Source organism: Pedococcus sp. P2_E2, from assembly GCF_056403955.1.
Map to the genome: position 1 here is coordinate 192,713 of NZ_JBFUEM010000005.1, position 26,583 is coordinate 219,295.

Genomic DNA, 26,583 nt, shown 5'->3' on the forward strand with positions numbered 1-26,583 from the left:
CCGCGGGTTCGGTCACAAGGGATCGGTCACCCGGGGTCGGTCACCCGGGGGCGGTCCGTGAGGCGAACGCGACCGGACTCGACGACGAACCGCACGTCGCCCAGGTCGTCGACCACCGCGTCCGCGACGAGCTCGGCGCGAGCCGTCGTCGTCGTGACGGCGAGCGTCGCACACCCAGCCGCCCGGGCTGCTTCGAGCCCGCCGGGCGCGTCCTCCACCACGAGGCAGTCGGCCGGGTCGACCCCCAGCTTTGCAGCTGCGAGCAGGAAGGGGTCGGGGTGCGGCTTGCCCCGGGCCACGTCGCTCGCGGTCACCACGACAGCGGGCGCAGGAACCCCTGTCGCGGCGATCCTCGCGGTGGCCAGCGGGGTCGTGCACGAGGTGGCGATCGCCGCCAGGTCGCGGCCGTCGGCCCCGGCGGCGCGCAGGGTGGTGAGCGCGTCGAGCGCGCCGGGAAGGATCGCGATGCCCTCGGTGTCTGCGATCTCGATCGCCTCGATCCGGGCGAAGGCGGCGTCGACGCGCTCCAGCGGCAGCAACGCCGTGATGATGCCCCGCGCCGGCACACCGTGGAAGCCGTTCAGCCGGCCGGGGTCGACACCCTCCTCCTGCGCCCAGCGCAGCCAGGACCGGACCACCACGGGAATCGAGTCGATCAGCGTCCCGTCCATGTCGAACAACACCGCCGCGAAGGTGCGGCCCTCGAGCGTTCCCAGGCTGCGCGGCATACCCCAAGCCTAGGAGGCCCTGGGGGGCGGCATGGAGGAGGTGGGGAGGAGGCGGGGGCTGGTGACCGTGGGGCCACCGGCGTCGCCCGTTACGGTGGAGAGGTGAGCACGCCCCCCGAGAGCCCACGTCGGTGGCGGCGTGTGTCCCGGTGGCTGCTGCGGCTCGGCGCCCTGGTCGTCCTCTTCGTCGCCTGCAACAGCGGCGGCGTGGCCGCGACGACGCTCTTCCCGAGCAGTGCCGACACCCTCAACTACGGCGCCGACCTGCGGCTGTCGCTGAACCCCGGCGACGTCTCCGCCATCCAGAGCCCGACCATCTTCGGCGACATCCGGATGGACTTCGCGGGACTGGTGCCGGCACCCGGCGTGGTCGCCCAGGTGCACGTCAAGGAACGCATCACCGATCTCCTCGCGCGTCCCAACATCTCGGTCCAGTCCCTCCAGCCCGGTCCCCTCGAGCTCGAGCGCGCCGCCCGCGGTGGCGCGATCGCCCTGGGCTGGCGGTTCGCCGCCGGTGCCCTCGTCGTGGCCCTCCTCGGCCTCGGCGGGTATGCCGCGTGGCGGCGACGCGCGCCGCGGGTGCGGTGGAGCGCGGTGGTCGCCTCCGTGTGGGTCTCCTCCTGCGTCGCGACGTTCGGGGTGATCGGGGTGACCTACCAGCCCGAACGGCTCGACAGCTTCACCACCACAGGGATCCTCGGGACGGTCCAGCGCAACGCCGACCTGCTGGAGGGAGTCGAGACCAGGGCCGAGCAGGTCACGCCCTACCTCAAGAACCTGCTCGCGCTCTCGGCCGCGCTCCAGGACAAGTACTCACCGCAGGTGCTCGGCCAGCCGGTCGCCGCGCGGATCCTGCTCGTGTCGGACATCCACGGCGCCGACCAGTACGCCCTCATGAAGACCATCGTCGAGCAGGAGCGGATCGACGCGGTCATCGACTCCGGTGACCTGGTGAACTTCGGCAGCGCCACGGAGGCGGATGCGGCCGACCTCTTCAAGGGAATCGCCTCCCTGGGGGTGCCGTACCTCTTCGTCAAGGGCAACCACGACGGACGGTCCGACGTCGACCGTGAGGTGCTGGACCGGCTCGCCTCCATCCGGAACGTCGTGCTGCTCGAGCCCGACGCTCAGACCTACACGGTCGAGAGCATCCACGGCCTGCGGATCGCCGGGTTCAACGACCCTCGGTGGTTCGGCGACGACAACACCAACAACGCCGCCAAGCAGAGGCCGGCGGCAGCGCGGTTCAACGCCGCCATGGCGGACCTCGCCGCCCCGGACATCGTCGTCTCCCACGAGCCGTCGGCGGCCAAGGACGTTGCCCGGGCAGGCATCCGGGTCAACGGCCACCTGCACGCCACGCAGCTCGAGGGGTCACGGATCGGAGTCGGCACCTTCACCGGCGGTGGACCGTTCAGCCACTTCATCGCGAGCGAGGACACAGGTGCTGCCGGCAACGGCGACAAGGGCGACGCCGGCGAGCTCACCGGCCAGCCGTCCGCGTTCGACATCGCGACGTTCGGCACCGACTGCCGACTGGCCTCACTCACGCGCTACCAGTTCCGCAACGTCATCGAAGGACGCCCCGCCTACGACGACGTGACCCTGATCAACGGGTCGAGGATCGAGGACCGTGCACCCGAAGCTGCACCGCCGGCCGGCGAGGGCGAGGGCGCCGGGACGCCCGGAGCCGCGAAGCCGACCCGGACCTGCGGTCCCACCGTGGAGCAGACCAGGGAACGCGTGACCGCCACGCCACGCTGAAACCCGTCTCCGGGACGGGCGGGCCCTCCTGACCCCTCCTGGCCGGCCTGACCCTCCTGGCCAGCCGGGTCGGCCCGGTCCTAGCCGGCGGGGCCGGCGACCACGGCAGTCCACGTGTACGCCGTGGCGTCGGCCTCGGCCCGGCAGGTGAGCCGGGCGGCGGCCTGGCTGGTGCGTCGGACGGTCACCGCCGACCGCGCCGGCACGGCTCCCCGGCCCAGCACCTCGACGCGCCACACCTTGCCGTCCGTGACCACCTCGCCGGGCAGCACGTCACCGGCCGCCGCCGGACCGTGGGCGCGCAGAACCGCAGCGAGGGCGGCCTGCACGGGGGGTCGGTGGGCCGAGAACCCGCGCAGGTGCTCCACGTCCACGGACCCTGAGAGGTGGCCCTGCACCACGTCGACGGCGCTCGCCGCGTCGAGGCCGCCATAGACGGTGCCGTCGGGGACGACGAGCAGGTTGGCGGCGAACCGGTCGCCGCCTATGTGGGTGCACTCCCAGGTCTGCTGCGGCCAGCGGACCGCGAGCGCCTGAGCGACCGGGCGCCCCCTGACCGCACAGCAGAGGTCGTGCCTGCCATGCGTGCAGACCAGGAAGAGCGGGTCGGGCGGGTGTCCGCCGACCCTGCCGGCGGGTCCGTGCAGCAGGGCCGAGCCGGCGGCGAGCAGGTCCTCCGACCGCCCCCAGGTGCCCCACTGCTGTCGGCCGTCGAGGTCGAGAACGGTCCAGCGGCGCTGCTCCGGAGGTCGCGGCACGACGGGCCGGCCGGGTCGGCGGATCAGCACGACCCTGCCACCGACGTCCAGGGCGGTCCGATGCAGGCGATCCGCGACCGCCGCGTCGATGCCGGGGCTGTCGAGCGCTGCTGGAGCCCACCCGCCAGGGTGCTCGACGAGGAGCCACCGCACGGCCGGAGCCGCGGTGCCCACCAGCGGGTCGCCCCGACGCCGGGCAGACGTCGAGCACCGGGGAGTCGTCATCCGGGGACGACGACGCCGGAGCGCATCAGGGTCCGGGCGAGGTCCAGCCCGAGCTCCCCCACAGTCGCGGAGCCAGAGGCCAGGAGCTGCTCCACGGCAGCCAGGTCGGCTCGCTCGACGGGAAGCGCTCCGGTTCGGCTGCGCAGCACCGTGCGGCCTCCGGCGGCCGGCACGAGGGCGGCCGCCACATGGGCGCGCAGCTCGACCCGCGACGACTCGGTGAGGGCACGGGCCGCCTCGGCCTGGGCCAACGGTGCCAACGGTGCCGGGCGCTGGGCGGCTCGGGCCGCGCCGGCCAGGCCGTTGCGGAGGTCGGCGGCGTCGACCTCCGCAAGCGCCTCGATCAGGGCGGCACGGACGGCCTCGACGTCGCCGGCGGCCGGACCGCCCGCGACCAGGTCCGTGCCCACCGGCAGGGCCGACCTCAGCTCGAGGGATCGGCTGGCGCGGGTCACGGCGGCGCGAACGAGCTCGTCCGCCACGTGGCGTCGGGTCCACGAATGGACGCCGATGGTGAGGTGGATGCTCGTACCCCCCAGGGCCGTGGCCGAGTGGAGGTATCCCCTGGGAAGGTAGAGGCAGTCACCCGGGGCGAAGGTCTCCTCGATGAGGGGTCGGTCCTGGGCAGCCTCCTCGACGGCAGCTCGCCGGTCCGTCCACGGCTCGTCACGCAGCGGCAGCTCGTGCACGGGTGGGCGGATCCGCCACCTCTTCTCGCCCGCGACCTGCAGGACGAACACGTCGTGCACGTCGTAGTGGTCACTGAAGCCGGTGTTCTCGGGTGGGGTGACGTAGGCGTTCACCTGCACCGGGTGACCGAGCTCGGCCGCCAGGGCCTGGGAGAAGTCGATGATCGGGCGCCAGGTCCGGTGCAGTCCCTGAAGGACCAACGTCGCACCCTCGGAGAAGTGGTGCAGGACCGCGTCGTCGCTGGCCTGGTCACCGATGGCGGCGCCGATCCCTCCGCCGCGGGTGAAGCTGCGGTCCTCGAGCGTGGTCCCCTCACGCGCCATGCGCAGGAACGGTGTTCGTAGCCCACGACCGGAGACGAGCTCGTCGACGGCATCGGCGGAGAAGAGGTCGTCGAAGGACCTCGGCAGGTCGGCCGCTCGGCTGAGCAGGGGTTCGCGCGACCAGTAGCGCTGCGCGAACTCGGCCGGGGCGACGGCCAGCAGTCGTGACAGCACCGGGTGCCCACCGCTGGTGGCAGGCACCCGGTGCGGCGACGTGGTCGTCACCGAGTCACCGACGGAAGGTCGGGATCGCTACGCCTGGGCGTCTGCACCGCCGTCGGCACCACCGTCGTGCCCGTCGGGGTTCGCGCCGCCATCCGCGGGACCTTCCCCGGCTCCGCCGTCCGCGCCGCCGTCGGCTCCGCCGTCCGCGCCACCGTCGGCTCCGCCGTCCGCGCCACCGTCGGCTCCACCGTCCGCGCCACCGTCGTGGCCACCGGCGTCCGCGCCACCATCGGCCGGGCCCTCGCCCGCGCCGCCGTCGGCTCCACCGTCCGCGCCACCGTCGTCGGCGCTGCCCGGCATACCGGCCGCACCACCATCAGACGGTCCGATGCCGGCCTCGTCGTCGCTTGCTTCGTTCAGGGGGGTTTCGGTCATGGCTGGTTCTCCCTGTCGTCGAGCGACGCCGTGTCACGCCGCTTCCCCATTCCTATGCCACGCAGCCCTGAGCCGCCACTCAGAACCTGGCGTTTGCGCAGGTCAGGGGCCGATCACGCACACCTTTCGCCATACCGGAGAACCGGGCGGTCGGGGGCAGTCCCTGCGAGGATGATCTCGGCGGCCACCCACCAGCACCGCGCCCGTCCGAGGAGGTCCCGTTGACCGAGAGCATCAGCCCGATCCTGCGAGTGGCCGACGCGTTCGCGGCCCTGCCGTGGTACGAGCGGCTCGGGTTCGAGCAGGTGAGCGCGCACCGGTTCGGGCCCGGTATGCCGGTCTACCTGATCGTCCGTCGTGGCGATGTCCACGTCCACCTGTCCGAGCACCTCGGCGACGCCCGGCCGGGCGGGTTGGCCTACCTGTGGGTCGACGACGTCGACGTCGTGGCGGCCGAGTTCGGCACGGTCGTCGAGGACAACCCCTGGGCGCGCGACACCGAGCTGGTCGACCCCGACGGCAACCGGATTCGCGTGGGCACGTCGACAGGCTCAGTGGCCGACGGGTAGCTCCCCACGAAGGTGAGCGCGAACCCCCTGCGGCAGGTATGAAGTTGACAAGGGTTCCTCCCGACTTCGCGCTGGGCGCTCACCACGGTCCTGGCAGCCCTACTGTGCATTCACCGATCCACTGGACCGCAGGGAGATGTCAATGGCGATGACCCGCGCATTCGGCGTGATCGCGGCACTGGGTGCCGCGACCGCCCTCACTGTCTCGGCAGCACCGGCGCAGGCTGCGAACTCCTATGTGGCACTGGGCGACTCGTACTCATCCGGGACCGGGACCCGGACGTACATCAACGACGGCACCTCGTGCCAGCGCTCGGTCTACGCCTACCCGTCGCTCATCTCGGCAAGCAAGGGGCTGACCCTGAACTTCCGGGCCTGCTCTGGTGCCAAGGTCGCCGACGTCACCAACACCCAGCTGAGCGCACTGTCTGCCGCCACCACGCAGGTCTCCATCTCGGTCGGTGGCAACGACGCGGGGTTCGCGGACGTCCTCACCGAGTGTGCCAAGCCGGGCTGGATGAGCGACTGCAACGGGGCGATCGACGCCGCGCAGTCCATCATCAACAGCACCCTTCCCGCGAGGCTCTCGACCCTCTATGCCTCGATCAGGGCCAAGGCGCCGAACGCCAAGGTGGTCGTGGTCGGCTACCCCCGGATCTTCCAGGGTGAGGACTGCAACGCCTTCACCTGGTTCTCCCCCGCCGAGGAGTCCCGGCTCAACCAGACCGCCGACCTGCTCAACAGCAAGACGTCGACCCAGGCGAGCGCCAAGGGTTTCAGCTTCGCCAATCCCACCAGCCGCTTCGTGGGCCACGCCGTGTGCGACGACGTCGAATGGCTCAACGGGCTGTCGAACCCGGTCGGTGAGAGCTACCACCCCAACGTCGCCGGTCACCGCGACGGCTACGCCCCGCTCGTGAGCACCCCCCTGACGGGGAGCGCGTTCATGGTCACCGCTGTCAGCCTGCGCAAGGCCGAGCTGTCGGCCGACCGCCTCGCCAGCCAACAGCGTCGCTACGCAGGCGTCGACGCCTCGATCACGCCTGAGCAGTTCCGCGCGCCCGACCTGACGACGGCTGCCGCCAGGGCGGCGGCCAAGCGCGCCGGTGTAGATCTCCACTCGCGCGCCAGCATCGATGCCGCCGACCGGGCCTGGTCCCAGCGCCAGGCCGCAGACCACCTCGCCACCCCCTGATCACACCTTTATCGGGTTGAGGGACTAAGGGCGGCTTCACCCGGAAACCGTTTCCGGGTGAAGCCGCCCTTTATCGGGTCAYCCGATAAAGGTGGGACGGGCGGCAGGAGGGGTATGCCGGGTGGTGACCACCCGGCATACCCCTCCTGTCGTCGTGCGGGAACCGCTCAGGCGCGGCCGTGGGCGGCGCGGCTGCGGCGGCTCAGGGAGTCGACGATGACGGCGAGCAGCAGGACGCCGCCGGTGATCATGTAGCGCTCGGGCGAGCCGAGGTTGACCAGGCTCAGGCCGTTCGAGATCGACTGGATCACGAGGATGCCGAGCAGGGCGGAGTAGGCCGAGCCACGCCCGCCGAACAGCGACGTACCACCGATGACAGCGGCCGCGATCGCGTTCAGGTTGACGTCGCCGCCGCCGCTGCTCTGGTTGGCGGCCGCCAGGCGACCGGCTGCGAGGAGGCCACCGAGGGCCGCGAGGGTCGAGCAGAACACGAAGACGGTGACGTAGATGCGCTTGACGTTGATGCCCGCGCGACGGGCGGCCTCGACGTTGCCGCCGATCGCCAGAACCGATCGACCCCACGACGTGCGCCGGATGACGAAGTCGAAGATGACCACGAGCGCGAGGAAGAGCACGAACATGTAGGACACGCCACGGTCCCGGTTGAGCACGTAGACCGGGATGCCCAGAAGCAGCAGGAGCGCCACGGAACGCAGCGCCACCGTGACGACCGGTGTCGTGGACAGACCCGCGGCAGCGCGACGCTGGTTGGAACGCAGGCGCAGGGCCGCGTAGATGAGCACCGCAGCGACGACGATCAGGTAGGCCACCGCATCGGGGAGGAACTTCAGGGCGGAGAACTTCACGATCGCGGAGTCGAAGGGGATGTTGATCGACCCCTCCTTCCCGAGGACCTTGAGCTGCAGGCCCAGGAAGCCGAGGAGTCCAGCCAGGGTGATGACGAAGCTGGGCACGCCGAACCGCGTGTAGAGCACGCCGTAGACCCCGCCGATGACCGCGCCCGCGACGAGGGAGGCGATGATCGCGAGGGGCAGCGACCACCCGTGACCGACGAAGCCAACGGCCAGGATGGCGGCCGACAACCCGCTGATCGAGCCGACCGAAAGGTCGATCTCGCCCAGCAGGAGCACCAGCACGATCCCGAGCGCGATGATCCCCGTGGGCACGCTCTGCTGGGTGAGGTTCACGAGGTTGCGGCTGGACAGGAAGGCGTCGTTGCGCAGGGCGAAGACGCCCCAGATGACGATGAGGCCGACGACGACGGGCAGCGACCCGAGGTCACCACTGCGCAGCCGCGACAGGAACGCGCGCAGGAAGCCGCCGATGCCCTGCGACGCGATCAGCCGCTCGTCCTGCAGGTCGGCGGGCAGCGCGGCCGTGGCGTCCAGGGCCTGCGCCTCGGGGGTGGGCGTGGGGGTGCTCATGACTGCTCCTCCGAGGTCGCAGCGGGACCGGTGGCCGCTGGGCCTGTGGTCTCGGTGCCGGTCGTGTCTGCGGGTTCGGGAGTGACCGCGCGGCGGGCGGCCCGCTGGGAGACGGCGTTCGTCGTCGCACCCGTGATCGCGGCGATGATCTCCTGGCTGGTGGTCTGGCTGACGTTGAACGTGCCGTTGTTGCGACCGAGGCGCAGCACGCTCACGCGGTCGGCGACGGCCATCACGTCCGACATGTTGTGGCTGATCAGGATGACCCCGAGTCCGTTCTCCCGCAGGCGTTCCACGAGGTTCAGCACCTCGGCCGTCTGGGCGACGCCGAGAGCCGCGGTCGGCTCGTCGAGCATCACCACCTTGGGCGCCCCGAGCAGAGACCGGGCGATGGCCACGGTCTGGCGCTGGCCACCGGAGAGGCTGGCGACCGGGATGCGCACCGAGGGGATCTTGGCACTGAGCTGGCGCAGCAGCCGCCAGGACTCCTGCTCCATCGTCACCTCGTCGAGGGCACGGCCGCGATAGAGCTCCCGGCCGAGGAAGAGGTTGGCGACGACGTCCAGGTTGTCGCAGAGCGCCAGGTCCTGGAAGACCGTCGCGATGCCGAGGTGTTGGGCCTCCGCCGGGCTGGCGACGCTGGCGGCCTTGCCGTCGAACGTCATCTGGCCCTCGTCGGGGGCGTAGACGCCGGCGATCGTCTTGACGAGCGTCGACTTCCCCGCGCCGTTGTCGCCCACCAGGGCCACGACCTCGCCCGAGTTCACGTCGAAGTCGATGTCCTTGAGTGCCTGGACGGCGCCGAAGTGCTTGGAGATGCCGGTGAGCGCCAGGACGGCTGTCGTCGGCGGTGCGAGGGTCGCGGTCATGTCAGTCCTTCGTGTGGTTCGGTGGAGCCGGAGCGAGTGCGAATGCCGTTGCGTCGGAACGGGTCCGTCGTGTCGGTATGCCGCGTGCACCGGCGGGTGGGAACGGCGCCGAGGCGCTGCCCCCACCCGCTGGTGCGGGTGCGTCAGCTCAAGCCTGCCTTGGCGCAGACCGCCGCGAAAGCACCGGAGCAGAGGTCCGCGATCTTGTAGACGTTGTCCTTGATGATGGTGTCCTTGACCTTGTCCTTGGTGACCGCGATCGGGTCGAGGATGGTCGAGGGGACACCGTCGGTGTCGCCGGTCGATTCGGGCTTCTGCTTGTTCGCCAGCGCGATGGCAGCCTTGGCGGCGGCCTCGGCCTCCGGCGGGACCGGCTTGTAGATGGTCATGGCCTGGTCACCGGCGAGGATCCGCTGGATCGCGGCGAGCTCGGAGTCCTGACCCGTGACGGGCGGGAGCGGGTTCACGCCACCGGCCTTGAGCGCTGCGATCGCGCCACCGCCGGTGCCGTCGTTCGCGGCATACACGCCGACGAGGTTGCCCTTGACGGCCGAGATCTGGCCCTCCATCCAGGCCTGTGCCTTGTCGGGGCTCCAGTCCGGGGTGTCGTACTCGGCCGCGATCTTGAAGCCGCTGCCGTCGAGGACGCTGTGGGCGCCCTTCTTGAAGCTGGCGGCGTTGGGGTCGGTCGGCGCGCCGTTGATCATCACGATGTCACCCGAGGTCTTGCCCCCGGCCTTGATCGTGTCGACCAGGGTCTGGGCCTGGATCTTGCCGACGGTCTCGTTGTCGAAGGAGACGTAGTAGTCCGCGCCGGCGATGAACCGGTCGTAGGCGACGACGGGAACGCCCTGGCCCTTGGCACTGGCGACCACCGCGGCAGCAGCCTTGCCGTCGACCGGGTCGAGGACGAGGACGTTGGCGCCCTGGGTCAGCGCGGCCTCGGCCTGCTGCTGCTGCTTGGCCGGGTCCTGGTCGGCGTTGCTGTAGATGATCTTGCAGTCTGCGCAGCCCTTCTTGACGGCAGCCTCGAACAGCGGGCGGTCGAAGGTCTCGTAGCGCGTGGTCTTGGACTCGGGCAGGAGGAGGGCGATGGTCTTCTTTGCACCGCCACCGGACGATGATGAGCTGGTGCCGGAGCCGGAGTCACCGCTGCCGCCACACGCGGCGAGCGACGCGAGGCCGAGGCCAGCCACTAGCGCGGCCCCGGCGAGACGAATGGAACGGGTGGGCATAGCTGAACTCCCTTGGTCAGGCGCCGACAACCACGTTGGTGCGGGCGTGCACTGAGTTAAGCGCTGTCTGACCGTTGACGTCAAGAGTTGAATTCAAGAAATGGGGTCAAGGGTTGAATTCAAGAAATGGGTACGGCGGTCGCCAAGACCCCTGCGTTGGCCGGCAGCAGAGCCGCTGCGCACACCAGGGCGCCGACCACGTCGGCATCCGTGTCGAGCTCGCTCTCGCGCACCACGACCGAGGCGGCAGCACTCGGGATGGCGCAGCGCTCGAGCGACGCACGCATCGGGCTGATGATGATCGAGCCGACCCTGGACAGCTGCCCCCCGAGCACGATGACCTCAGGGTTGAGCAGGTTGACCAGGCCCGCGACGGCGACCCCGAGGTGCCGACCGGCATCCTCGAGCACACGCTTGCAGCCCGGGTCTCCGTCCAGCGCGCGCGTGATCACGTCACGCAGGCTCAACGGACCGTGCGAGGAGGCCAACGCGTCGAGCAGCCCGCGCGCCCCGATGTAGGTCTCCAGGCATCCCCGGTTGCCACAGCGGCAGACGGGGCCGTTCTCGTCGATCGTGAGGTGCCCAATCTCCCCGGCCGTCCCGGCGGCGCCCCGGAAGAGGTCACCGTCGAGGATCAGGCCGGCTCCGACACCGTACGAGAGCTTGATGTAGACACCGTGCTGAACCCCTTGCAGCACACCGCATCTGAGTTCCCCCAGCGCCGCCAGGTTCGACGTGTTGTCAACCGTCACGGGGGCCTGGATCCGCCCCTGCATCTCGGATGCGACGGCCACACCGCGCCAGCCGGGCAGGATGCTCTCGCTCCCCACCTGACCAGAGACGGAGTCGACGGGTGCCGGGATGCCCACACCGACCGCGCGGACGTCCGCCATCGTCTTGCCGGCCTTCTCGACCAGGTCGAGCAGCAGGCGCGATGCCCGGTCCATCCCCTCGTCGGCTGCGTGGTCGGCGGGTAGCGGCATCCGCTGTCGCCCGATGATGTTCCGCGGCCCGGTGCCGAGCGCGACCCGCACGTCGCGGTCGCCGAAGGCGATGCCGGCGATGAGTACGCTGCCGGTCGCCAGCGACACCAGGACTGCCCGCCGGCCGTTCCTGATGCTCGGCTCGAGCTCGACCGCGCCGGAGGTGTCCAGCTCCTTGACCATGTTGGAGACCGTCGCCGGGCTGAGCCCGGTGAACCCGGCAATCTCCACCTGTGTCATGGCGCCCTGGTCCCGCAGCGCCTCGAGGACACGCAGCCGGTTGGCTTCACGCAGGGACGCCTGCGAGCCGGGAGCCGCCTGGGATGGATTCACGGCCTAAACATAAAGGGTGGGACGGTCAAACGGTAGGGATGACCGCCAGACCGTGCCCGAAGGCGAACAACGGGTCGTCGTACCCGGGGACGTCCTCGCCGTGCCGGCGGACCTGCTCCATGGAGCGCGGCAGGTCGAAGGGCAGGCGGCCCACCGGCGCGACCGTGCCGGTCAGCGCATCGACCAGGGCCTCGTCGCTCGTGCCGTAGCTGCCCACGAGTGCGCTGGTCAGGGGCAGCAGCGGGGTGAGGACGGCGGGTCGGTCCAGCACCACGTCGACGACCAACGGGCAGTGGGCTGCGATCCGGGCCAGGCGCGAGACCAGCCCCGGCGGGAAGTCGAGCGAGCCCTGGTGGAACCACGACTCCAGGAAGAGGTCGGACCTCGGGTCGAACGGCGCCATCAGCCGCACCAGCGCGATGTCGGCATCGTCGGGCCGGTCGACCTGCTCGCCGAGCACGGCGACGGCCTCCGGCGACACGTTCTCGGCATAGACGCGCTGGCCCCGGGACAGCGGCAGCACAGGGGCATGCCGGTCCGTACCGTTCTGGAGGATGGTCACCGACCGTGCCTGCGCGGCATACCCAGCATCGCGGAAGTCCTTGCGCCCCACCGTTTCTGCCGCGGCGTCCTCATCGACGAACGGGTCGTCGAACAGTCCGAGCCGGAACTTCACGGCCAGCAGCCGGCGCACCGACTCGTCGATGCGTGACTCGGCCACCCGACCCTCGGCGACCAGGTCGAGCAGGAGCTCGACGCACTCCTCGCCGCCGAACTGGTCCGACCCGGCCTCGATGATCAGCTCCATCCGGGCCGCCGGGTCGAGGTGCTCGACCCCCCAGGCACGCGCGGGCAGCACCTGGTCACCGACGTGGTTGTCGTTGACGAGCTCCCAGTCGGTGACGACGACTCCGTCATAGCCGAGCGTGCCGCGCAGGAGGCCGGTGACGATCTGCTTGTTGAAGCCGAAGCCGACCTCCTCGATCTTCTCGCCGTGGACCTCGAGCGCGATGGGCATCCCGTAGTAGGGCATGATCGCCGCGGTCCCGGCCGCGATGATCGGCGGGAACGGCTTGAGGTGGTCGGCGAACCGGTCGCCGGGGTAGACCTGCTCGCGTCCGTAGGGGAAGTGCGCGTCCTCGCCGTCCTTCTGCGGACCGCCGCCCGGGAAGTGCTTGCTCGTGCACGCGACGCTGCCAGGTCCGAGCGAATCCTGTTGGAAGCCCTGGAGATAGGCCACGGCCAACTCGGTCACCAGGTCAGGGTCCTGGCCGAAGGTGCCCGACTGGCGAGCCCACCGCGGCTCGGTGGCGAGGTCGAGGGTGGGGTGCAGTGCGGCGCGGATGCCGACGGCGCAGTACTCCTGGCGCGCGATGTCACCGAACTCGCGCACCAGCGCCGCGTCGCGCAGGGCCGCGAGTCCGAGCGACTCGGGCCACTGCGAGAACGCCTTGGCGGCGAAGGAGGCACCGGCGTTTTCGATGAACGCGTGCCGAGGATCCGTGGAGATCGTGACAGGTATGCCGTGCGGCGCCTTCTCGGCGATGGCCTGGAGCGCGTTGTGCCAGCGGGCGGCCATGCGGGCGTCGTCGAGGGCGTGCACGTTGAAGTGGGTGAGGTGCTTGCGCAGCACCACGTCCGAGGTGCCCGACTTGCTGATGGCACCCGCCGCCTCCTTGACCGTGCCGTCCGCGCCCGCCTCGATGACGGTCTGGAACATCAGGCCGACCTTCTCCTCGAGGGAGAGCCGGGGCAGCAGGTCCTCGACCCGCTCCTCCACGGTCAGACGTGGGTCCTCGAACGGATCCATGCGGTCGTTCCCGTTGAGGTCGCGGTACTCGACGCCCTCGGGGCTGGTCTTCCTGACCGGGTGCATGGTGACCTCTCAGTCGTGTTTGTCGTGCCTGTGGGGGTCGTCTCCGGCGCCGTGTGCCCCCGGCCTATCAGGGGATGCCAGGGGCACACGACGGGACCGGGGAGGCTAGACGATGCCTGCGCCGAACTCTTCCATGCCGATGACCGGACGGATTGCCCGCTCGACGTCGGCCGTGCTGAAGGCCCGACGAATCACGTTGTCGGCCAAGACATTTCCGATCGCACCCAAGACCATGGCCTGGTCGAGGGCGAGGTAGCGGCGAGCGATCGTGCCCGACCGCACGGCGACGGCGTCGAAGAAGCCGCCCTCGCCGTAGGCCTTGAGCTCGTCCTGGATCTTCGCGAGGTTCGTGTAGGCCTGGGCGGGCTCGTGCATCATCGCGAGGAACGACGCGTGGGGGGTCACGACGCCGTCACCGAACGTCGGGTTGGGGTTCTGCGCGTCGCGACAGCCGTCGTAGGCGAGCTTGACGTCGGTGTTCTCCTGGTCGGAGAAGTAGCCGTCGGGCTTGAGGCCGAGCACGTCCACGCCGTACTCGCGGTAGCCGCCGACGGGGTTGCTCGACGGGGAGAAGCCCCAGTAGCCGTAGTCCGCCTCGATGAGCCCGTGCTCCCGCTGGGACCGCACGTGGAGCGGGTGGTTGAGACCCCAGGACCGCGGCGCCCAGCTCGACTCGGGCACGAACATGTCCGGCATGAGCTCCTCGAACATGCTGCCGCCCCAGCCGGGCACGACGTGCATGCCACGGTAGGTGTAGGCGCCCTCGAAGACCTCGACACCCAGGTAGGTGCGGGTCTGCCCGACAGGCTGCATCTCCTGCCAGTTCCAGCCGCAGTCACCGGGGAAGGTGCGCCACATCGCGAAGTACTGCGATGGGGGGATCTGCCCGGTCATGATGCCGAGGTAGCTCGTGATGCGCGTCTCGGACACCGTGGTGTCGTAGTGGTGGTTCTTCGTGTACCAGACGTCCGGGCCGACGCCGATGGTGTTGCCGAGGGCGAAGTTGTCGGTGTCGGGCGGCGTGCCGGGGTAGAAGCCGCCGTAGATGAGCCCGGGCTTCCGTGCGGCGTTGGTGTCGTAGTACATGTCCCAGCGCATCCGCCCGAAGATGCGTCGGGCCAGCGGTGCGGCGCCCTTGTCGGCTGACATGACGACCTTGAGGGCGGCACCCAGCCAGCCGTTGTCGACCGAGGAGCAGAACGGGTAGACAGTGTTCCCGTTGGTCGGCCACGTGGTGATGACGTCGCCTGATGCCTCGTCGTACCAGTTGTAGAACTGGCCGCTCGGGGTGTGGTGCTTCAGGCGCAGCACCGTGGTCAGGGTCTGGATGAGGCGCTTGGTGCACTCGGCCTTGGAGATGATGCCGAGCTCGCGCGCGACCACGGCGGACCAGAGGTAGCCACCGATGTTGGTCGGCGACGTGTAACCCGAGCGGTCCTTCGCACCGAGCGACTCCGGGATGTTGTCCGCTGGCAGTCCGGTCTTCTCGTCGGTCATCGCCACGAGGCTGTGCCACGTGTCGGCCGCCCACGTCCGGACGCGAACGGGGTCCGCGGCAAGCGAGGTGCGGGACGGGATGTATGCCGGCGCCGCGGGTGCCGCCGCGGCGCTCGCGGAGGCGCGCGTGGCCGTGAGACCTGCGGCTGCGACGGCGGTGGCTCCGACGAGCAGCTGTCGCCGTGAGGGCCTGGGCAGGATGAGGGAGGAGGTGCTGGCCATGGGTGAGGCTCCAATCAGTGGTTGGTTCCTAGTGTTGCCAGGTGCCGTCGAGTGCTGCTGGTGCAGGTGGGCGGCCCACCGGTGACGGCGGTTACTTGATTCCGGTGGTGGCGATTCCTTCGATCACGCGTCGCTGGAAGACCAGGAAGACTGCCAGCACCGGGACGACGACGACGGTGGCTCCGGCCAGGAGCAGGCCGTACTGCGTGGAGTTCTGACCGGTGGAGTAGAGCGCGAGCGCCACCGGCAGCGTGTAGGTCTTCTCCTGCTGGGCGACGACCAGCGGCCAGAGGAAGTTGTTCCAGCTGCCGAGGAAGGTCAGGATGCCCAGGGTTGCCAAGGCCGGTCCGGCCAGCGGGAGGAAGATCTGCCGGAAGATCCGCAGCTCGCCCGCGCCGTCCACCCGGCCTGCGTCGAGCAGGTCGCGGGGGAGGCCGAGGAAGAACTGCCGCATGAGGAAGACACCGAACGGCGTCGCCAGGAACGGCAGGATCAGGCCGGGCAGGGTGTCGATGAGCCCGAGGTTGGCCACGAGGACGAACAGCGGGACGAACATCGCCACGCCCGGGATCATCAGGGTGCCCATCACCACCATGAACAGGATCTTCTTGCCCTTGAAGTCGAGCATCGCCAAGGCGTAGCCGAGCATCGAGCAGAACAGCAGGTTGCCCGCCGTGACGCAGGCCGCCACGACCGTGGAGTTGAAGAAGTACTGCTTGAAGTTCAGCCGGGAGAAGAGCTGCGTGTAGTTGTCCAGGGTGGCCGTCTGCGGCCACCAGGTCGGCGGGCTCTGGAGCAGCTCACCCTGGGTCTTGAAGCTGCCCAGGATCATCCACACGAAGGGTGCGATGACCATCACCATGAGCACGGACAGGAGTGCGTAGAGCGCGTACCGGCCGCGCGAGCTCATTCCAGTCATGACGACCTCACGTGTTGTCACGCAGCAGGCGGAACTGGACGGCAGCCACGATCGCGATGACGACGAAGATGATGTAGCTCATCGCGGCGGCATAGCCGTAGTTGCCGAAGCCGAACTGCTTGTAGGTGTACATGGACATCGAGATGGTGCTGTTGAGCGGGCCACCGTTGGTCATGACGAACGGCTCCTCGAAGAACTGGAGGTAGCCGATCGAGGTGGCCACGGACACGAAGAGCAGGGTGGGCCGCAGCATCGGGAGGGTGATGTGGCGGAACCGCTGCCACGCACTAGCTCCGTCGATCGAGGCTGCCTCGTGGAGCACCCACGGCACGCCCTGCAGACCGGCCAGGAAGATGATCATCGCGGTGCCGAAGTTGCGCCACGCCGCCATCAGGATCAGGCCGGGCATCGACCAGTGCGGGTCGCCGAGCCAGTTCGGGCCGGTGATGCCGACCCAGCCCAGCGCGGTGTTGATGAGCCCGAAGTCCTCCTGCAGGAGGAACCGCCAGACCACGGCCACAGCGACGATCGAGGTGATCACCGGCAGGTAGAAGCCCAGGCGGAACGCCGACCGGAACCGGGTGATCCCTCGGTCGAGCGCGACTGCCGCCGCGAGCGCGATGCCCAGGGTCAGAGGCATCCCGATGACGACGAAGTAGGCCGTGTTGAGGACCGACTTGCGGAAGACGGGGTCGGAGAACGCCTTCGCGAAGTTGTCGAAGCCCACGACGTTGACCGAGAACGGGCTGCGCAGGTCGCGTGACTTGGTGTCGGTGAAGCTCATGAAGAGCGACTGGATGACAGGCCACGCGGTGAAGACGAGGAAGAGCAGGCAGAACGGCAGTGCCAGTATCCACGCTGCCGGCCCCTCACGCAGAGCTCGCCTCGCGGCGCCACCCCCGCGGGGGGACGGGCGACTCGCGCCCGTCTCCCCGCGAGGGGTCACCTCGGTGGTGGTGGCCATGACTACTGGCCGGTGCCGATCGAGTCAGCCTGCTGCTGCACGGTCTTGAGGGCTGCAGCGGGGTCGGCGCCCTTCTTGGTGACCTTCTCCATCTCGGTGTCGAAGCTGGCGACGACCTGCTCCCACGTGGGGAAGCTCGGCGGAGCCTGGGCCGTCTCGAGCTGCTTGCCGAACACGGCGAGCTTGGAGTCAGCGGTGAGGGCCGGGTCCTGCCAAGCGGACTTGACCGCGGGGAGGTCGGTCGAGGACTGGTACCACTTGACCTGGGTCTTGGGGTCGCTCAGCCACTGGATGAACTTCCAGGCAGTGTCGCGCTGCTTGGACTTCTTGAAGACCACGAGGTCCGAGCCACCGACGAAGGACGACGACTTGGTCTTGGCCGGGATCGGCATGACGTCGTACTTGTCCTTGAAGCCGGCGCCGCCGACCTTCTCGACCGCGGACATCATCCACGGACCCGAGATGAACATCGGCACCTTGCCGCTGGCGAAGTCGGGCTCGGTCGTCGGGGTGGCCGGAGCAGCCTTGTCCGAGATCCCGTCGGTGAAGTAGCTCTGGTAGTACTTCACGGCCTCGAGCACCTCGGGGCTGTCGAAGTTGTAGGCCTTGCCGCCGTCCTTGGTGAGGTCGGCGTCGTTGGACCAGCCGAACGGCATGATCGACTGCCAGGAGCCGACACCGCCGGCCTGGAAGCCCATGCCGTACTTTGCACCGGCCTTGGTCTGCATCGCCTTGGCCATCGACTTCAGGCCCTCCCAGTCCGTGGGGGCGGTGTCGAAGCCGGCCTTCTTGGCGAGGTCCTTGCGGTAGTAGACGAGACGGGTCTCGACGTACCACGGGACGCCGAAGGACGTGCCTCCGACCTCGGTCGTCTTCTGGGCGCCGTCGAAGAACACGGACTTGTCGATCGACGGAGGAGTGGGGTCGAGCGCGTCGTTGCCGGCGAACTCACCCATCCAGGTGGTGCCGACCATCGCCGCGTCCGGGGTGGTGCCGGCCGTGATCGCGGTCGTGAACTTCTGGTACGCCGCGTCCCACGGGATCGCGGTGACGTTCACCTTGGCGCCGGGGTTGGCGGTTTCGAACTCCTTGGCGAGGGCGGGGAGCTTCTCACCCTCTGCACCCATCGCCCAGACGGTGATGGTGCCGGTGGCCTTGCCTGAGCTGACGTCCTTGCCTGTCTCTTTTGCGGTCGAGCCTGCGTCACCACGGCCGCAGGCCGTCAGGGTGAGCGCTGCGGCGGCAATCGTCGCGACCGCCATGGCGGAGGTGCGTCTCATCGGTTTTCTCTCTTTCATCGGGGGAAAGGACTAACGGCAGTTGTGCTTCTGGAGGCATGGGGTATGCCCAGCCGGCTGGGTCAGCCGGGAGCGGCTCGGGGCTTGCAGCCGCAGGAGGATCGGATGACCACGCTGGTCGGGATGACCCGAGGGGCGTCCCCGACGGGCGCACCGGTGATGCGCTGGTGGAGCCGGTCGGCGGCCAGGGCGCCGAGCTCACGGACGGGCTGGCGCACGGTGGTCAGGCCGGGCTGGACGTAGCGAGCCGTCATGACGTCGTCCCAGCCGACGATCGCGAAGTCGTCAGGGACGACCTTGCCGCCTTCGCGCAGTCGCTTCATCACGGCCAGGGCGAGCTCGTCGTTCGCGCAGACGAGCGCGTCAGCCGAGAGGTCTCCTGACAGGAGCCGATCGGCGAGGGCGGTGCCGTCGACCTCGCGCAGCGCGATGCGCACCGGCTCTGCCGCGACGAGGCCAGCCGACTCGTGGGCGGCCACGAAGCCGGCATAGCGGTCCCGGACGTCCGGACCTGAGGCGGGGTCACCGATGAAGCGGATCCTGGTGCGACCGTGGGCCAGCACGTGGCTGGTGATCTCGGCGGCGCTCCCGGTGTTCTCCGAGGTGACGCTGTCGATGTCCGGGCGGGCGTCTCCGGCGATGAGGACGACGGGCTTGGAGCCGTGCAGCGCGGTCACGGTGTCCTCGGGAATGGCCGCCGAGCCCAGCATGGCCAGGCCGTCGACGCGGGTTGCCAGCCTGCGGACAGCGCGGACGAGGTCGTCCTTGCCCTCGGCCAGCATGAGCACGACGCTCTGGCCGAGCTCGGCCGCGCGGGACTCGAAGCCCATGAGGAGCTCGGAGTAGTACGGGCCGGAGAGTTCGGGGAGCACCAGGCCGTGGGCTTCGTGGTGTCGCACTGCGAGGCTGCGGGCGGCTGCGAGGGGCACGTACTTGAGCTCGTCGGCCGCCTCGAGGACCCGCTGACGGGTCTTCTCGGACACGGCGGTGGACCCCTGGAGGACCCGGGAGACCGAGGCGATGGAGACACCGGCACGCTCGGCGACGGAGTAGATCGTCGTCCCGCTGGTCGGTGTCGAACCGGTCGCCACAGGTCTGCCTCTCATCGTTGAAAGCGCTTACATCTGTTCTCGACCATGCCAGCACGTGGCGATTAGCGCAAGAGGAGAGGCTCGCGAGGCTTGTCCTCACAGGCCCGAATTGACCGGATCCAGCCCTCGCAGACGGGTTCCCGCTCAGCTCGCGAGCAGCACGTCCGCGAGGGTGGCGTCGACGACCAGGCCCTGGACCAGACCGCCGTCGAGAGCGGCTCTGACCGCCTTCGCCTTGGAGGCGCCGGCGACCACGGCGATCACCTCGGGCACCCCGGCGAGGTCGTCGGGATCCACGGTGATCAAACGCGCAGCGACCTTGGGCCGCAATGCTTTTCCGTTCTTGTCGAAGAAGATCCCGGCCAGCTCGCCGATGACTCCCCGGCTGGCGAGGTCCCGCTGCTCCGCCTCGTCGAGGAGGTCGTGGATGGTCGACTGTCCGCGCTCCCAGGCTCCGATGCCGACGACTGCCTTGGTCACGAGCGACGCCCTCGCCAGGCCGTCCAGCACCGCGGGTTGGCGACGCAGCGCATCGGCGCTGGATTTGGTGTCGAGAACAAACGGGGCATAGAAGACATGTGCCTTGCCACCGGACAACCGCGCGGCCCGCCGGACGATGTCCACGGCACTGCTGTCGAAGTCGGGCAGGGCGATCGCCCCGGTCAGCTGGACCACCTCCACCCGCGGGAGGCTCGTCAGCGCGGCGACCACGGCATGCACGTTGCGCGACCACGGCAGCCCGAGGACGTCGCCGTCCACCAGGACCTCCGAGAGCAGGTCTGCGGCGGCGCGGCCCAGCAGGTGTCGGACCGCGCCGGTGTCGGCGTCGGCCGTGTCCACCACGACGGCGTGAGCCAGGCCGAAGCGCTCCTGGAGCCGCGCCGAGGCGTCGACGTCGAGGGACCCCTGCCGGACGATCTCGATGCGGACGAGCCCCCTCTCCCGTGCCGCCTCCAGCATGCGGGCGACCTTGAACCGGCTGATGCCGAGCTCGTCGGCGATCTCGACCTTCGACTGGTTCTGCAGGTAGTGGCGGCGGGCGACGGCAGCGAGCATCACCAGCTCGGCGGGGCCGTCGTCGATCACGTGCACATCCTTGCCGTTGACAGGTTGGCGTCGCGAGGATTTACTCGTCTTACTCGTTTGGGCATCATGGCGCTCATATGAGCAGTAGTCAAACTGACGCCGTCAATGGCGACGGAGGAGGACGCGTGCGAAGTCGAAACTCCAGGGCCACGCTGGTCGCGGGGGCGACCGGCCTGGCGCTCAGCCTGTCGGCCTGTGCCGGGTGGGGCGGAGGCGGCGTGGGAGGCGGTGGCGCGAACAGCATCAACGTCCTCATGGTCAACAACCCCCAGATGGTCGACCTCCAGAAGCTCACGGCCGACAACTTCACCAAGGAGACCGGCATCCGGGTCAACTTCACCGTGCTGCCCGAGAACGACGTCAGGGACAAGATCAGCCAGGAGTTCTCCAGCCAGGCCGGCCAGTACGACGTGGCGTCGTTGAGCAACTTCGAGATCCCGATCTACGCCAAGGCGAAGTGGATCGCGCCGCTCGACTCCTACCTCGCGTCGGACACCGAGTTCGACCAGGCAGACATCCTCAAGTCGATGACCACCTCGCTGTCGAGCGAGGGCAAGGTCTACGGCGAGCCGTTCTACGGCGAGTCCTCCTTCCTCATGTACCGCAAGGACGTCCTCGCGGCGAAGGGCATCACGATGCCGGCCAAACCCACGTGGCAGGAGGTCGCAGACATCGCGGCCAAGGTCGACGGCGCGGAGCCGGGCATGCGGGGGATCTGCCTGCGCGGCCAGCCCGGCTGGGGTCAGCTCTTCGCCCCCCTGACCACCGTGGTCAACACGTTCGGGGGGGCTTGGTTCACCAAGGACTGGACCCCCGGTGTCGACTCCCCCGAGTTCAAGGAGGCAGTCAGCTTCTACGTCGACCTCGTGCGGGCCCACGGTGAGAAGGGCGCACCGCAAGCGGGCTTCACCGAGTGCCTCAACAACCTCGTTCAGGGCAACGTGGCCATGTGGTACGACGCCACGTCTGCCGCTGGATCCCTCGAGGCGGACGACTCCCCCACCAAGGGCAAGTTCGGCTACGCCCCGGCTCCCGTGGTGAAGACCGACTCCTCCGGGTGGCTCTACGCCTGGTCCTGGTCCATCCAGCAGGCCAGCACCAAGAAGGACAACGCCTGGAAGTTCATCTCCTGGGCCAGCGGGAAGAAGTACGAGAACCTCGTGGGCAGCAAGATCGGCTGGACCAGCGTCCCCGCGGGCAAGCGTGCCTCGACCTACGAGAACCCCGAGTACCTCAAGGTCGCCTCGGCCTTCGCCGACCCGACCAGGGCGGCCATCGAGGCCGCCGATCCGGTGAACCCCGGCGTGCAACCCCGGCCCGCCATCGGGATCCAGTTCGTCGACATTCCCGAGTTCCCCGATCTCGGGACCCAGGTCAGTCAGGACGTCAGCTCGGCGATCGCCGGCAAGACGTCGGTCGACGACGCGTTGAAGCGGGGCCAGCAGCTCGCCGAGGACGTCGCCGAGCGCTACCAGGCAAGGGGGCAGTGATGTCGTCCACGACCGCCAGCAGAAGCACGACGGCTGCCGAGCCATCGGTTCCGAGCAAGGCACTCCAGCGCTCCGGCGACTGGGCACGGCGGGCGCCGCTGCTGCCTGCGCTCATCTTCACGATCCTGATGACGCAGCTTCCGTTCGTCGCCACGATCGTCATCTCGTTCATGAACTGGAACGCCTACTACCCGGACGAGCGCGGCTTCGCCGGCGTCGACAACTTCGCCCGGGTCTTCACCGACACCAACACCCGCAAGGCCGTCTGGGTCACGATCCTGCTGACCGTCTCGGTCGTCCTGATCTGCCTGGTGCTGGGCTTGGGCATCGCGCTGCTGCTCGACCGCAAGTTCCGCGGGCAGGGCGTGGTGCGCACGATGATGATCACGCCGTTCCTCATCGTTCCCGTGGCTGCGGCCCTGCTGTGGAAGCACGCGCTCTACAACCCTGAGTACGGCCTCTTCAACGGACTGCTCAAGACTCTCTTCGGCGACAACGCGCCGCAGCCCGACTGGATCACCAACAACCCACTGGCCGCCATCATCGCCGCGCTGGTCTGGCAGTGGACGCCGTTCATGATGCTGATCCTGCTGGCAGGGCTGCAGAGCCGACCCCTGGACGTCGTCGAGGCCGCACGGATCGACGGGGCCAGCAGCTGGCAGATCTTCACCACCATGACGCTCCCGCACCTGCGCCAGTACATCGAGCTGTCGGGTCTGCTCGGAGCGATCTACGTCGTGCAGAACTTCGACCACGTCTTCACGATCACGTCCGGCGGTCTCGGCACGGCCAACCTGCCGTACTTCATCTACCAGACCTTCTACACGGCGCAGGACTACGGCCGGGCGTCGGCTGCCGGCGTCGTCGTGGTCATCGGCACGATCATCATCGCGACCGCAGCGTTGCGGACCGCGTTCAGCTTGTTCCGGGAGGACTCATGACCATCACGACGCAGGAGATCAACCACGCGAAGCCTCCACGCAGCGGCGTGCTCCTCTCCGCCGCTGCGTGGATCGTGGGCATCCTCTTCGCCCTCCCCGTGCTGTGGATGGTCCTGACCTCCCTGCACAACGAGAACGACGCGGCCAAGAACCCGCCAGACTTCTTCGCGCCCCTCTCGCTCGACGGGTACCGGTCCTTCTTCGACGCCGGACCCTGGCCGCCACTGCTCAACTCGCTGACCGCCAGCGTCCTGTCGACCATCCTCGTCCTGCTGCTGGCCTTCCCCGCCGCCTACGCCCTGTCGATCCGGCCCGTGAAGAAGTGGACAGACGTCCTGTTCTTCTTCCTCTCGACCAAGATGCTGCCGATCGTGGCCGGCATCCTGCCGCTCTACCTGTTCGCGCAGAAGGTCGGCCTGCTCGACAACATCTGGTGGCTGATCCTGCTGTACACCTCGATGAACCTCCCGATCGCTGTCTGGATGCTCCGCTCGTTCCTGGCGGAGGTGCCGGTCGAGATGCTCGAGGCCGCCTCGGTCGACGGCGCGAGCCTGACCAGGACCCTCAGGGACATCGTCGCGCCCGTCGTGATGCCGGGCATCGCCTCGGCAGCGCTGATCTGCTTCATCTTCAGCTGGAACGAGCTGCTCCTGGCCCGGGTGCTGACCAGCACGGTGGCGGGAACTGCTCCTGTGTTCTTGACTGGGTTCGTGACCAGTCAGGGACTGTTCCTCGCCAAGGTGTGCGCCGCGTCCTTCGTGGTGTCGCTGCCAGTCCTCGCCGCCGGGTTCGCGGCCCAGGACAAGCTGGTGCAGGGCCTGTCGATGGGCGCGGTGAAGTGACGGAGACGTCTCCGGCCACCCCCTCCCCGATCGCCTTGTCCCAGAACACCCTCGGTGAGCTGGGCCAGGAGGTGCGCCGGCCGGCATACGACCGCTCGAAGGTCACCGCGAGCATCGTGCACTTCGGCGTGGGCGGCTTCCACCGCGCGCACGAGGCGATGTACCTCGACGCCCTGATGAACGAGGGCCTGGCCCTGGAGTGGGGGCTGTGCGGCGTCGGGGCGCTGCCGCACGACCGCAGGATCATCGACACCCTGCGGGCCCAGGACGGGCTCTACACGCTCGTCGTCAAGCACCCTGACGGCCACCGCGAACCGCGGGTGATCGGTTCGGTGATCGAGGTGATGTTCGCGCCCGACAATCCCAAGGCCGTCGTCGACCGGCTCGCCGACGACCAGACGCGGATCGTCTCGTTGACCATCACCGAGGGCGGCTACCTCGTCAACCAGACGACCGGTGAGTTCGACGCGTCGGACCCGTCGATCCGGGCCGACCTCGCGGCTGACTTCGCCGGAGGCGGCTCTCCCGCAACGGTTTTCGGGTTCGTCACGGCGGGGCTGGACCGTCGGCGCACCGAGGGACGTGCGCCGTTTACCGTGATGAGCTGCGACAACCTGCCGGACAACGGCGACGTCGCGAAGCGGATGATCTGCGCCTTCGCGCGGCTCAAGGATCCCGGGCTCGCGGACTGGATGGAGGCCGAGGTGGCCTTCCCCAACTGCATGGTCGACCGGATCACACCGGTGACGACCGCGCACGACACCGAGCGGCTGGCCGAGGACTTCGGCGTCGCCGACGGCTGGCCCGTGGTGTGCGAGCCGTTCACCCAGTGGGTGCTGGAGGACCGCTTCGGGCAGGGGCGTCCGCCGTTCGAGCGGGCCGGCGTCCAGATGGTCGACGACGTGGTGCCCTACGAGCTGATGAAGCTCCGGCTGCTCAACGCCAGTCACCAGGCGCTGTGCTACCTCGGCTTCCTGGCGGGCTACCGGTACGCGCACGAGGTCTGCCAGGACCCGCTCTTCGCGTCGTTCCTGTTGTCCTACATGGAGCGCGAAGGGACCCCGACCCTGCCGGAGGTGCCGGGCGTCGACCTCGACGCCTACCGCCACCAGCTCGTCGAACGGTTCGCGAACCCCGAGGTGCGCGACACCCTCGCCCGGTTGTGCGCCGAGTCCAGCGACCGCATCCCCAAGTGGCTGGTCCCCGTGATCAACGCCAACCTGCGCAGTGGCGGCGAGATCGAGCTGTCCGCGCTGGTGGTGGCCTCGTGGGCCCGCTACGCCGAGGGCGTGGACGAGCGGGGCAAGCCCATCGAGGTGGTCGACCGGCTCAAGGACCGGGTGATGGCCGCGGCGGCCAGGCGCCAGGACGACCCGCTCGCCTTCCTTCGCGACCGCGACCTGTTCGGGGACCTGGCCGACGACGAGCGCTTCGCCGCGGCATACCTCCACGCCCTGGACCGGTTGCACACGCTGGGGGCACGGGCGACGCTGGAAGCCTGGAGCGCCACGGCAGGCGCCGGAGAAGGGTGACCCGATGCGCGTCGCAGTGCTGAACCGGCCCGGCGACGTCGAGGTGGTCGAGCGGCCCACACCCACCCCTGCCGCCGACGAGGTCCTGGTCCGTGTGCACGCCGTCGGAGTCTGCGGCTCGGACACGCACTACTTCGACCACGGGCGGATCGGACGCTTCGTCGTGGAGTCGCCGCTGGTCCTCGGCCACGAGGCGTCGGGAGTCGTCGAGGCGGTGGGCGACGACGTGGACCGCGCCCGCGTGGGCCAGCGCGTGTCGATCGAGCCGGGGGTCCCGTGCCGCGCGTGCGAGCAGTGCCTGGGCGGGCGCTACAACCTGTGTCCCGACATGCGGTTCCACGCCACACCCCCGGTCGACGGGTCGCTGGCCGAGCTCGTGACGATCCACCACGCCTTTGCCCATCCGGTTCCCGACTCCGTGAGCGACGAGGCCGCGGCGCTGCTCGAGCCCCTCTCGGTCGGGGTCTGGGCCTGCCGCAAGGGTGGGGTGGGCGCCGGGTCGCGGGTGCTGGTCACGGGCGCCGGACCGATCGGCCTGGTGTGCGTCCAGGTGGCCCGGGCGTGCGGCGCGAGCGAGATCGTCGTCGCCGACCTCAACGAACAACGGCTCGCCGTGGCGACCGAGCTCGGCGCGACGCGCACCATCGCCTCCGGTGACCAGACCATCACCGCCGGGTATGCCGGTCGGCGGGCTCCCGACGTGCTCCTCGAGTGCTCGGGGCACCCCGGCGCCACCGGGGACGGCATCCGCGCGCTTGCTCCGGCCGGTCGGGCGGTGCTGGTCGGGATGGGTGGCGACGAGCTTCCCCTGCCCCTGTCCGTCGTCCAGGAACGAGAGCTCGTCGTCACGGGCACGTTCCGCTATGCCGGCACCTGGCCCACCGCCATCGCCCTGGCGGCCTCGGGCCAGGTCGACCTGGAGCGGCTCGTGACCGGCAGGTTCACGTTGGCCGAGACGGCGGCTGCCCTGACCGCGGCGCGGGACAGCCCGGGTGCGATCAAGTCCGTCATCACCCCTCAGCGCTGACCCCACGCCCTTCACGCCTCGACCTTCAACCCCTCGACCCTGGTCAGCCGAGCGGACGCCGCACCATCGACCCGGAGGAAT

The 26,583-nt window shown here is 69.4% G+C and carries 23 protein-coding genes; 8 read left to right on the forward strand and 15 right to left on the reverse strand.

What is annotated here, in order from left to right; all coding sequences use genetic code 11:
- Positions 1 to 26: 26 nt before the first annotated feature.
- Entirely contained in the window at positions 27 to 728 is a 702-nt protein-coding gene (locus AC1DWR_RS12245; protein ID WP_477624526.1) for an HAD-IA family hydrolase, read from the reverse strand.
- 102 nt (positions 729 to 830) lie between these two features.
- On the opposite strand from AC1DWR_RS12245, the gene AC1DWR_RS12250 reads away from it, so the two are divergent.
- Positions 831 to 2,492, forward strand: a complete 1,662-nt coding sequence (locus AC1DWR_RS12250; protein ID WP_477624527.1) for a metallophosphoesterase family protein — start codon at positions 831 to 833, stop codon at positions 2,490 to 2,492.
- Between the two features lie 80 nt (positions 2,493 to 2,572).
- Here AC1DWR_RS12250 and AC1DWR_RS12255 read toward each other — a convergent pair whose 3' ends face one another.
- The 3 genes from AC1DWR_RS12255 to AC1DWR_RS12265 are packed head-to-tail and all read right to left on the reverse strand — an operon-like array spanning position 2,573 to position 5,088.
- Positions 2,573 to 3,475 (reverse strand): sucrase ferredoxin, encoded by a 903-nt coding sequence (locus tag AC1DWR_RS12255; RefSeq protein ID WP_477624528.1) that lies wholly within the window; start codon positions 3,473 to 3,475, stop codon positions 2,573 to 2,575.
- Entirely contained in the window at positions 3,472 to 4,713 is a 1,242-nt protein-coding gene (locus AC1DWR_RS12260; RefSeq protein WP_477624529.1) for a cupin domain-containing protein, read from the reverse strand. The genes AC1DWR_RS12255 and AC1DWR_RS12260 overlap by 4 nt, the downstream gene beginning before the upstream one ends.
- Positions 4,714 to 4,740: 27 nt before the next feature.
- A complete protein-coding gene (locus tag AC1DWR_RS12265) occupies positions 4,741 to 5,088 on the reverse strand; it encodes a hypothetical protein (RefSeq protein ID WP_477624530.1) in 348 nt (115 codons plus the stop codon).
- Between the two features lie 221 nt (positions 5,089 to 5,309).
- Here AC1DWR_RS12265 and AC1DWR_RS12270 point away from each other — a divergent pair, with 221 nt between their 5' ends.
- Together AC1DWR_RS12270 and AC1DWR_RS12275 are read left to right on the forward strand one after the other, a co-directional pair.
- Positions 5,310 to 5,657, forward strand: a complete 348-nt coding sequence (locus AC1DWR_RS12270) for a glyoxalase superfamily protein (protein ID WP_477624531.1) — start codon at positions 5,310 to 5,312, stop codon at positions 5,655 to 5,657.
- A gap of 142 nt (positions 5,658 to 5,799) precedes the next feature.
- Complete coding sequence (locus AC1DWR_RS12275) at positions 5,800 to 6,852, forward strand: SGNH/GDSL hydrolase family protein (RefSeq protein WP_477624532.1); 1,053 nt, start codon at positions 5,800 to 5,802, stop codon at positions 6,850 to 6,852.
- Between the two features lie 167 nt (positions 6,853 to 7,019).
- Here the strand turns inward: AC1DWR_RS12275 and AC1DWR_RS12280 are convergent, their stop codons facing one another.
- The 11 genes from AC1DWR_RS12280 to AC1DWR_RS12330 all read right to left on the reverse strand — a co-directional run bounded on the left by AC1DWR_RS12280 (position 7,020) and on the right by AC1DWR_RS12330 (position 20,670).
- On the reverse strand, positions 7,020 to 8,297 hold the full coding sequence (locus tag AC1DWR_RS12280) for a sugar ABC transporter permease (RefSeq protein ID WP_477624533.1): 1,278 nt from the start codon (positions 8,295 to 8,297) through the stop codon (positions 7,020 to 7,022).
- Positions 8,294 to 9,166 carry an ATP-binding cassette domain-containing protein gene (locus AC1DWR_RS12285; protein ID WP_477614147.1) on the reverse strand — a complete coding sequence of 291 codons (873 nt, stop codon included), beginning with the start codon at positions 9,164 to 9,166 and terminating at the stop codon, positions 8,294 to 8,296. The genes AC1DWR_RS12280 and AC1DWR_RS12285 overlap by 4 nt, the downstream gene beginning before the upstream one ends.
- 143 nt (positions 9,167 to 9,309) lie before the next feature.
- Positions 9,310 to 10,401, reverse strand: coding sequence for an ABC transporter substrate-binding protein (locus tag AC1DWR_RS12290; RefSeq protein ID WP_477624534.1), 1,092 nt, complete (start codon positions 10,399 to 10,401; stop codon positions 9,310 to 9,312).
- A 119-nt stretch (positions 10,402 to 10,520) separates the two neighbouring features.
- Entirely contained in the window at positions 10,521 to 11,717 is a 1,197-nt protein-coding gene (locus AC1DWR_RS12295; RefSeq protein WP_477624535.1) for an ROK family transcriptional regulator, read from the reverse strand.
- 25 nt (positions 11,718 to 11,742) lie between these two features.
- Positions 11,743 to 13,593 carry a glycoside hydrolase family 3 protein gene (locus AC1DWR_RS12300; protein ID WP_477624536.1) on the reverse strand — a complete coding sequence of 617 codons (1,851 nt, stop codon included), beginning with the start codon at positions 13,591 to 13,593 and terminating at the stop codon, positions 11,743 to 11,745.
- Between the two features lie 105 nt (positions 13,594 to 13,698).
- Positions 13,699 to 15,312 (reverse strand): glucoamylase family protein, encoded by a 1,614-nt coding sequence (locus AC1DWR_RS12305; RefSeq protein WP_477624537.1) that lies wholly within the window; start codon positions 15,310 to 15,312, stop codon positions 13,699 to 13,701.
- Between the two features lie 91 nt (positions 15,313 to 15,403).
- Positions 15,404 to 16,222 (reverse strand): carbohydrate ABC transporter permease, encoded by an 819-nt coding sequence (locus AC1DWR_RS12310; RefSeq protein ID WP_477614609.1) that lies wholly within the window; start codon positions 16,220 to 16,222, stop codon positions 15,404 to 15,406.
- A gap of 16 nt (positions 16,223 to 16,238) precedes the next feature.
- Positions 16,239 to 17,195, reverse strand: a complete 957-nt coding sequence (locus tag AC1DWR_RS12315) for a carbohydrate ABC transporter permease (protein ID WP_477614152.1) — start codon at positions 17,193 to 17,195, stop codon at positions 16,239 to 16,241.
- Between the two features lie 2 nt (positions 17,196 to 17,197).
- Complete coding sequence (locus tag AC1DWR_RS12320; RefSeq protein ID WP_477614153.1) at positions 17,198 to 18,475, reverse strand: sugar ABC transporter substrate-binding protein; 1,278 nt, start codon at positions 18,473 to 18,475, stop codon at positions 17,198 to 17,200.
- 80 nt (positions 18,476 to 18,555) lie between these two features.
- Complete coding sequence (locus tag AC1DWR_RS12325; protein WP_477614154.1) at positions 18,556 to 19,584, reverse strand: LacI family DNA-binding transcriptional regulator; 1,029 nt, start codon at positions 19,582 to 19,584, stop codon at positions 18,556 to 18,558.
- A 144-nt stretch (positions 19,585 to 19,728) separates the two neighbouring features.
- Positions 19,729 to 20,670, reverse strand: coding sequence for a sugar-binding transcriptional regulator (locus AC1DWR_RS12330; protein ID WP_477614155.1), 942 nt, complete (start codon positions 20,668 to 20,670; stop codon positions 19,729 to 19,731).
- Positions 20,671 to 20,795: 125 nt separating this feature from the next.
- Between AC1DWR_RS12330 and AC1DWR_RS12335 the strand changes: the two genes are divergently transcribed.
- The 5 genes from AC1DWR_RS12335 to AC1DWR_RS12355 are packed head-to-tail and all read left to right on the forward strand — an operon-like array spanning position 20,796 to position 26,502.
- Positions 20,796 to 22,160 carry an ABC transporter substrate-binding protein gene (locus AC1DWR_RS12335; protein WP_477614156.1) on the forward strand — a complete coding sequence of 455 codons (1,365 nt, stop codon included), beginning with the start codon at positions 20,796 to 20,798 and terminating at the stop codon, positions 22,158 to 22,160.
- Positions 22,160 to 23,101 carry a carbohydrate ABC transporter permease gene (locus tag AC1DWR_RS12340; protein WP_477624538.1) on the forward strand — a complete coding sequence of 314 codons (942 nt, stop codon included), beginning with the start codon at positions 22,160 to 22,162 and terminating at the stop codon, positions 23,099 to 23,101. The genes AC1DWR_RS12335 and AC1DWR_RS12340 overlap by 1 nt, the downstream gene beginning before the upstream one ends.
- Positions 23,098 to 23,943, forward strand: a complete 846-nt coding sequence (locus AC1DWR_RS12345; protein ID WP_477614158.1) for a carbohydrate ABC transporter permease — start codon at positions 23,098 to 23,100, stop codon at positions 23,941 to 23,943. The genes AC1DWR_RS12340 and AC1DWR_RS12345 overlap by 4 nt, the downstream gene beginning before the upstream one ends.
- Complete coding sequence (locus AC1DWR_RS12350) at positions 23,940 to 25,475, forward strand: mannitol dehydrogenase family protein (protein WP_477624539.1); 1,536 nt, start codon at positions 23,940 to 23,942, stop codon at positions 25,473 to 25,475. The genes AC1DWR_RS12345 and AC1DWR_RS12350 overlap by 4 nt, the downstream gene beginning before the upstream one ends.
- A 4-nt stretch (positions 25,476 to 25,479) precedes the next feature.
- Complete coding sequence (locus AC1DWR_RS12355) at positions 25,480 to 26,502, forward strand: NAD(P)-dependent alcohol dehydrogenase (protein ID WP_477624540.1); 1,023 nt, start codon at positions 25,480 to 25,482, stop codon at positions 26,500 to 26,502.
- Positions 26,503 to 26,583 lie beyond the last annotated feature (81 nt).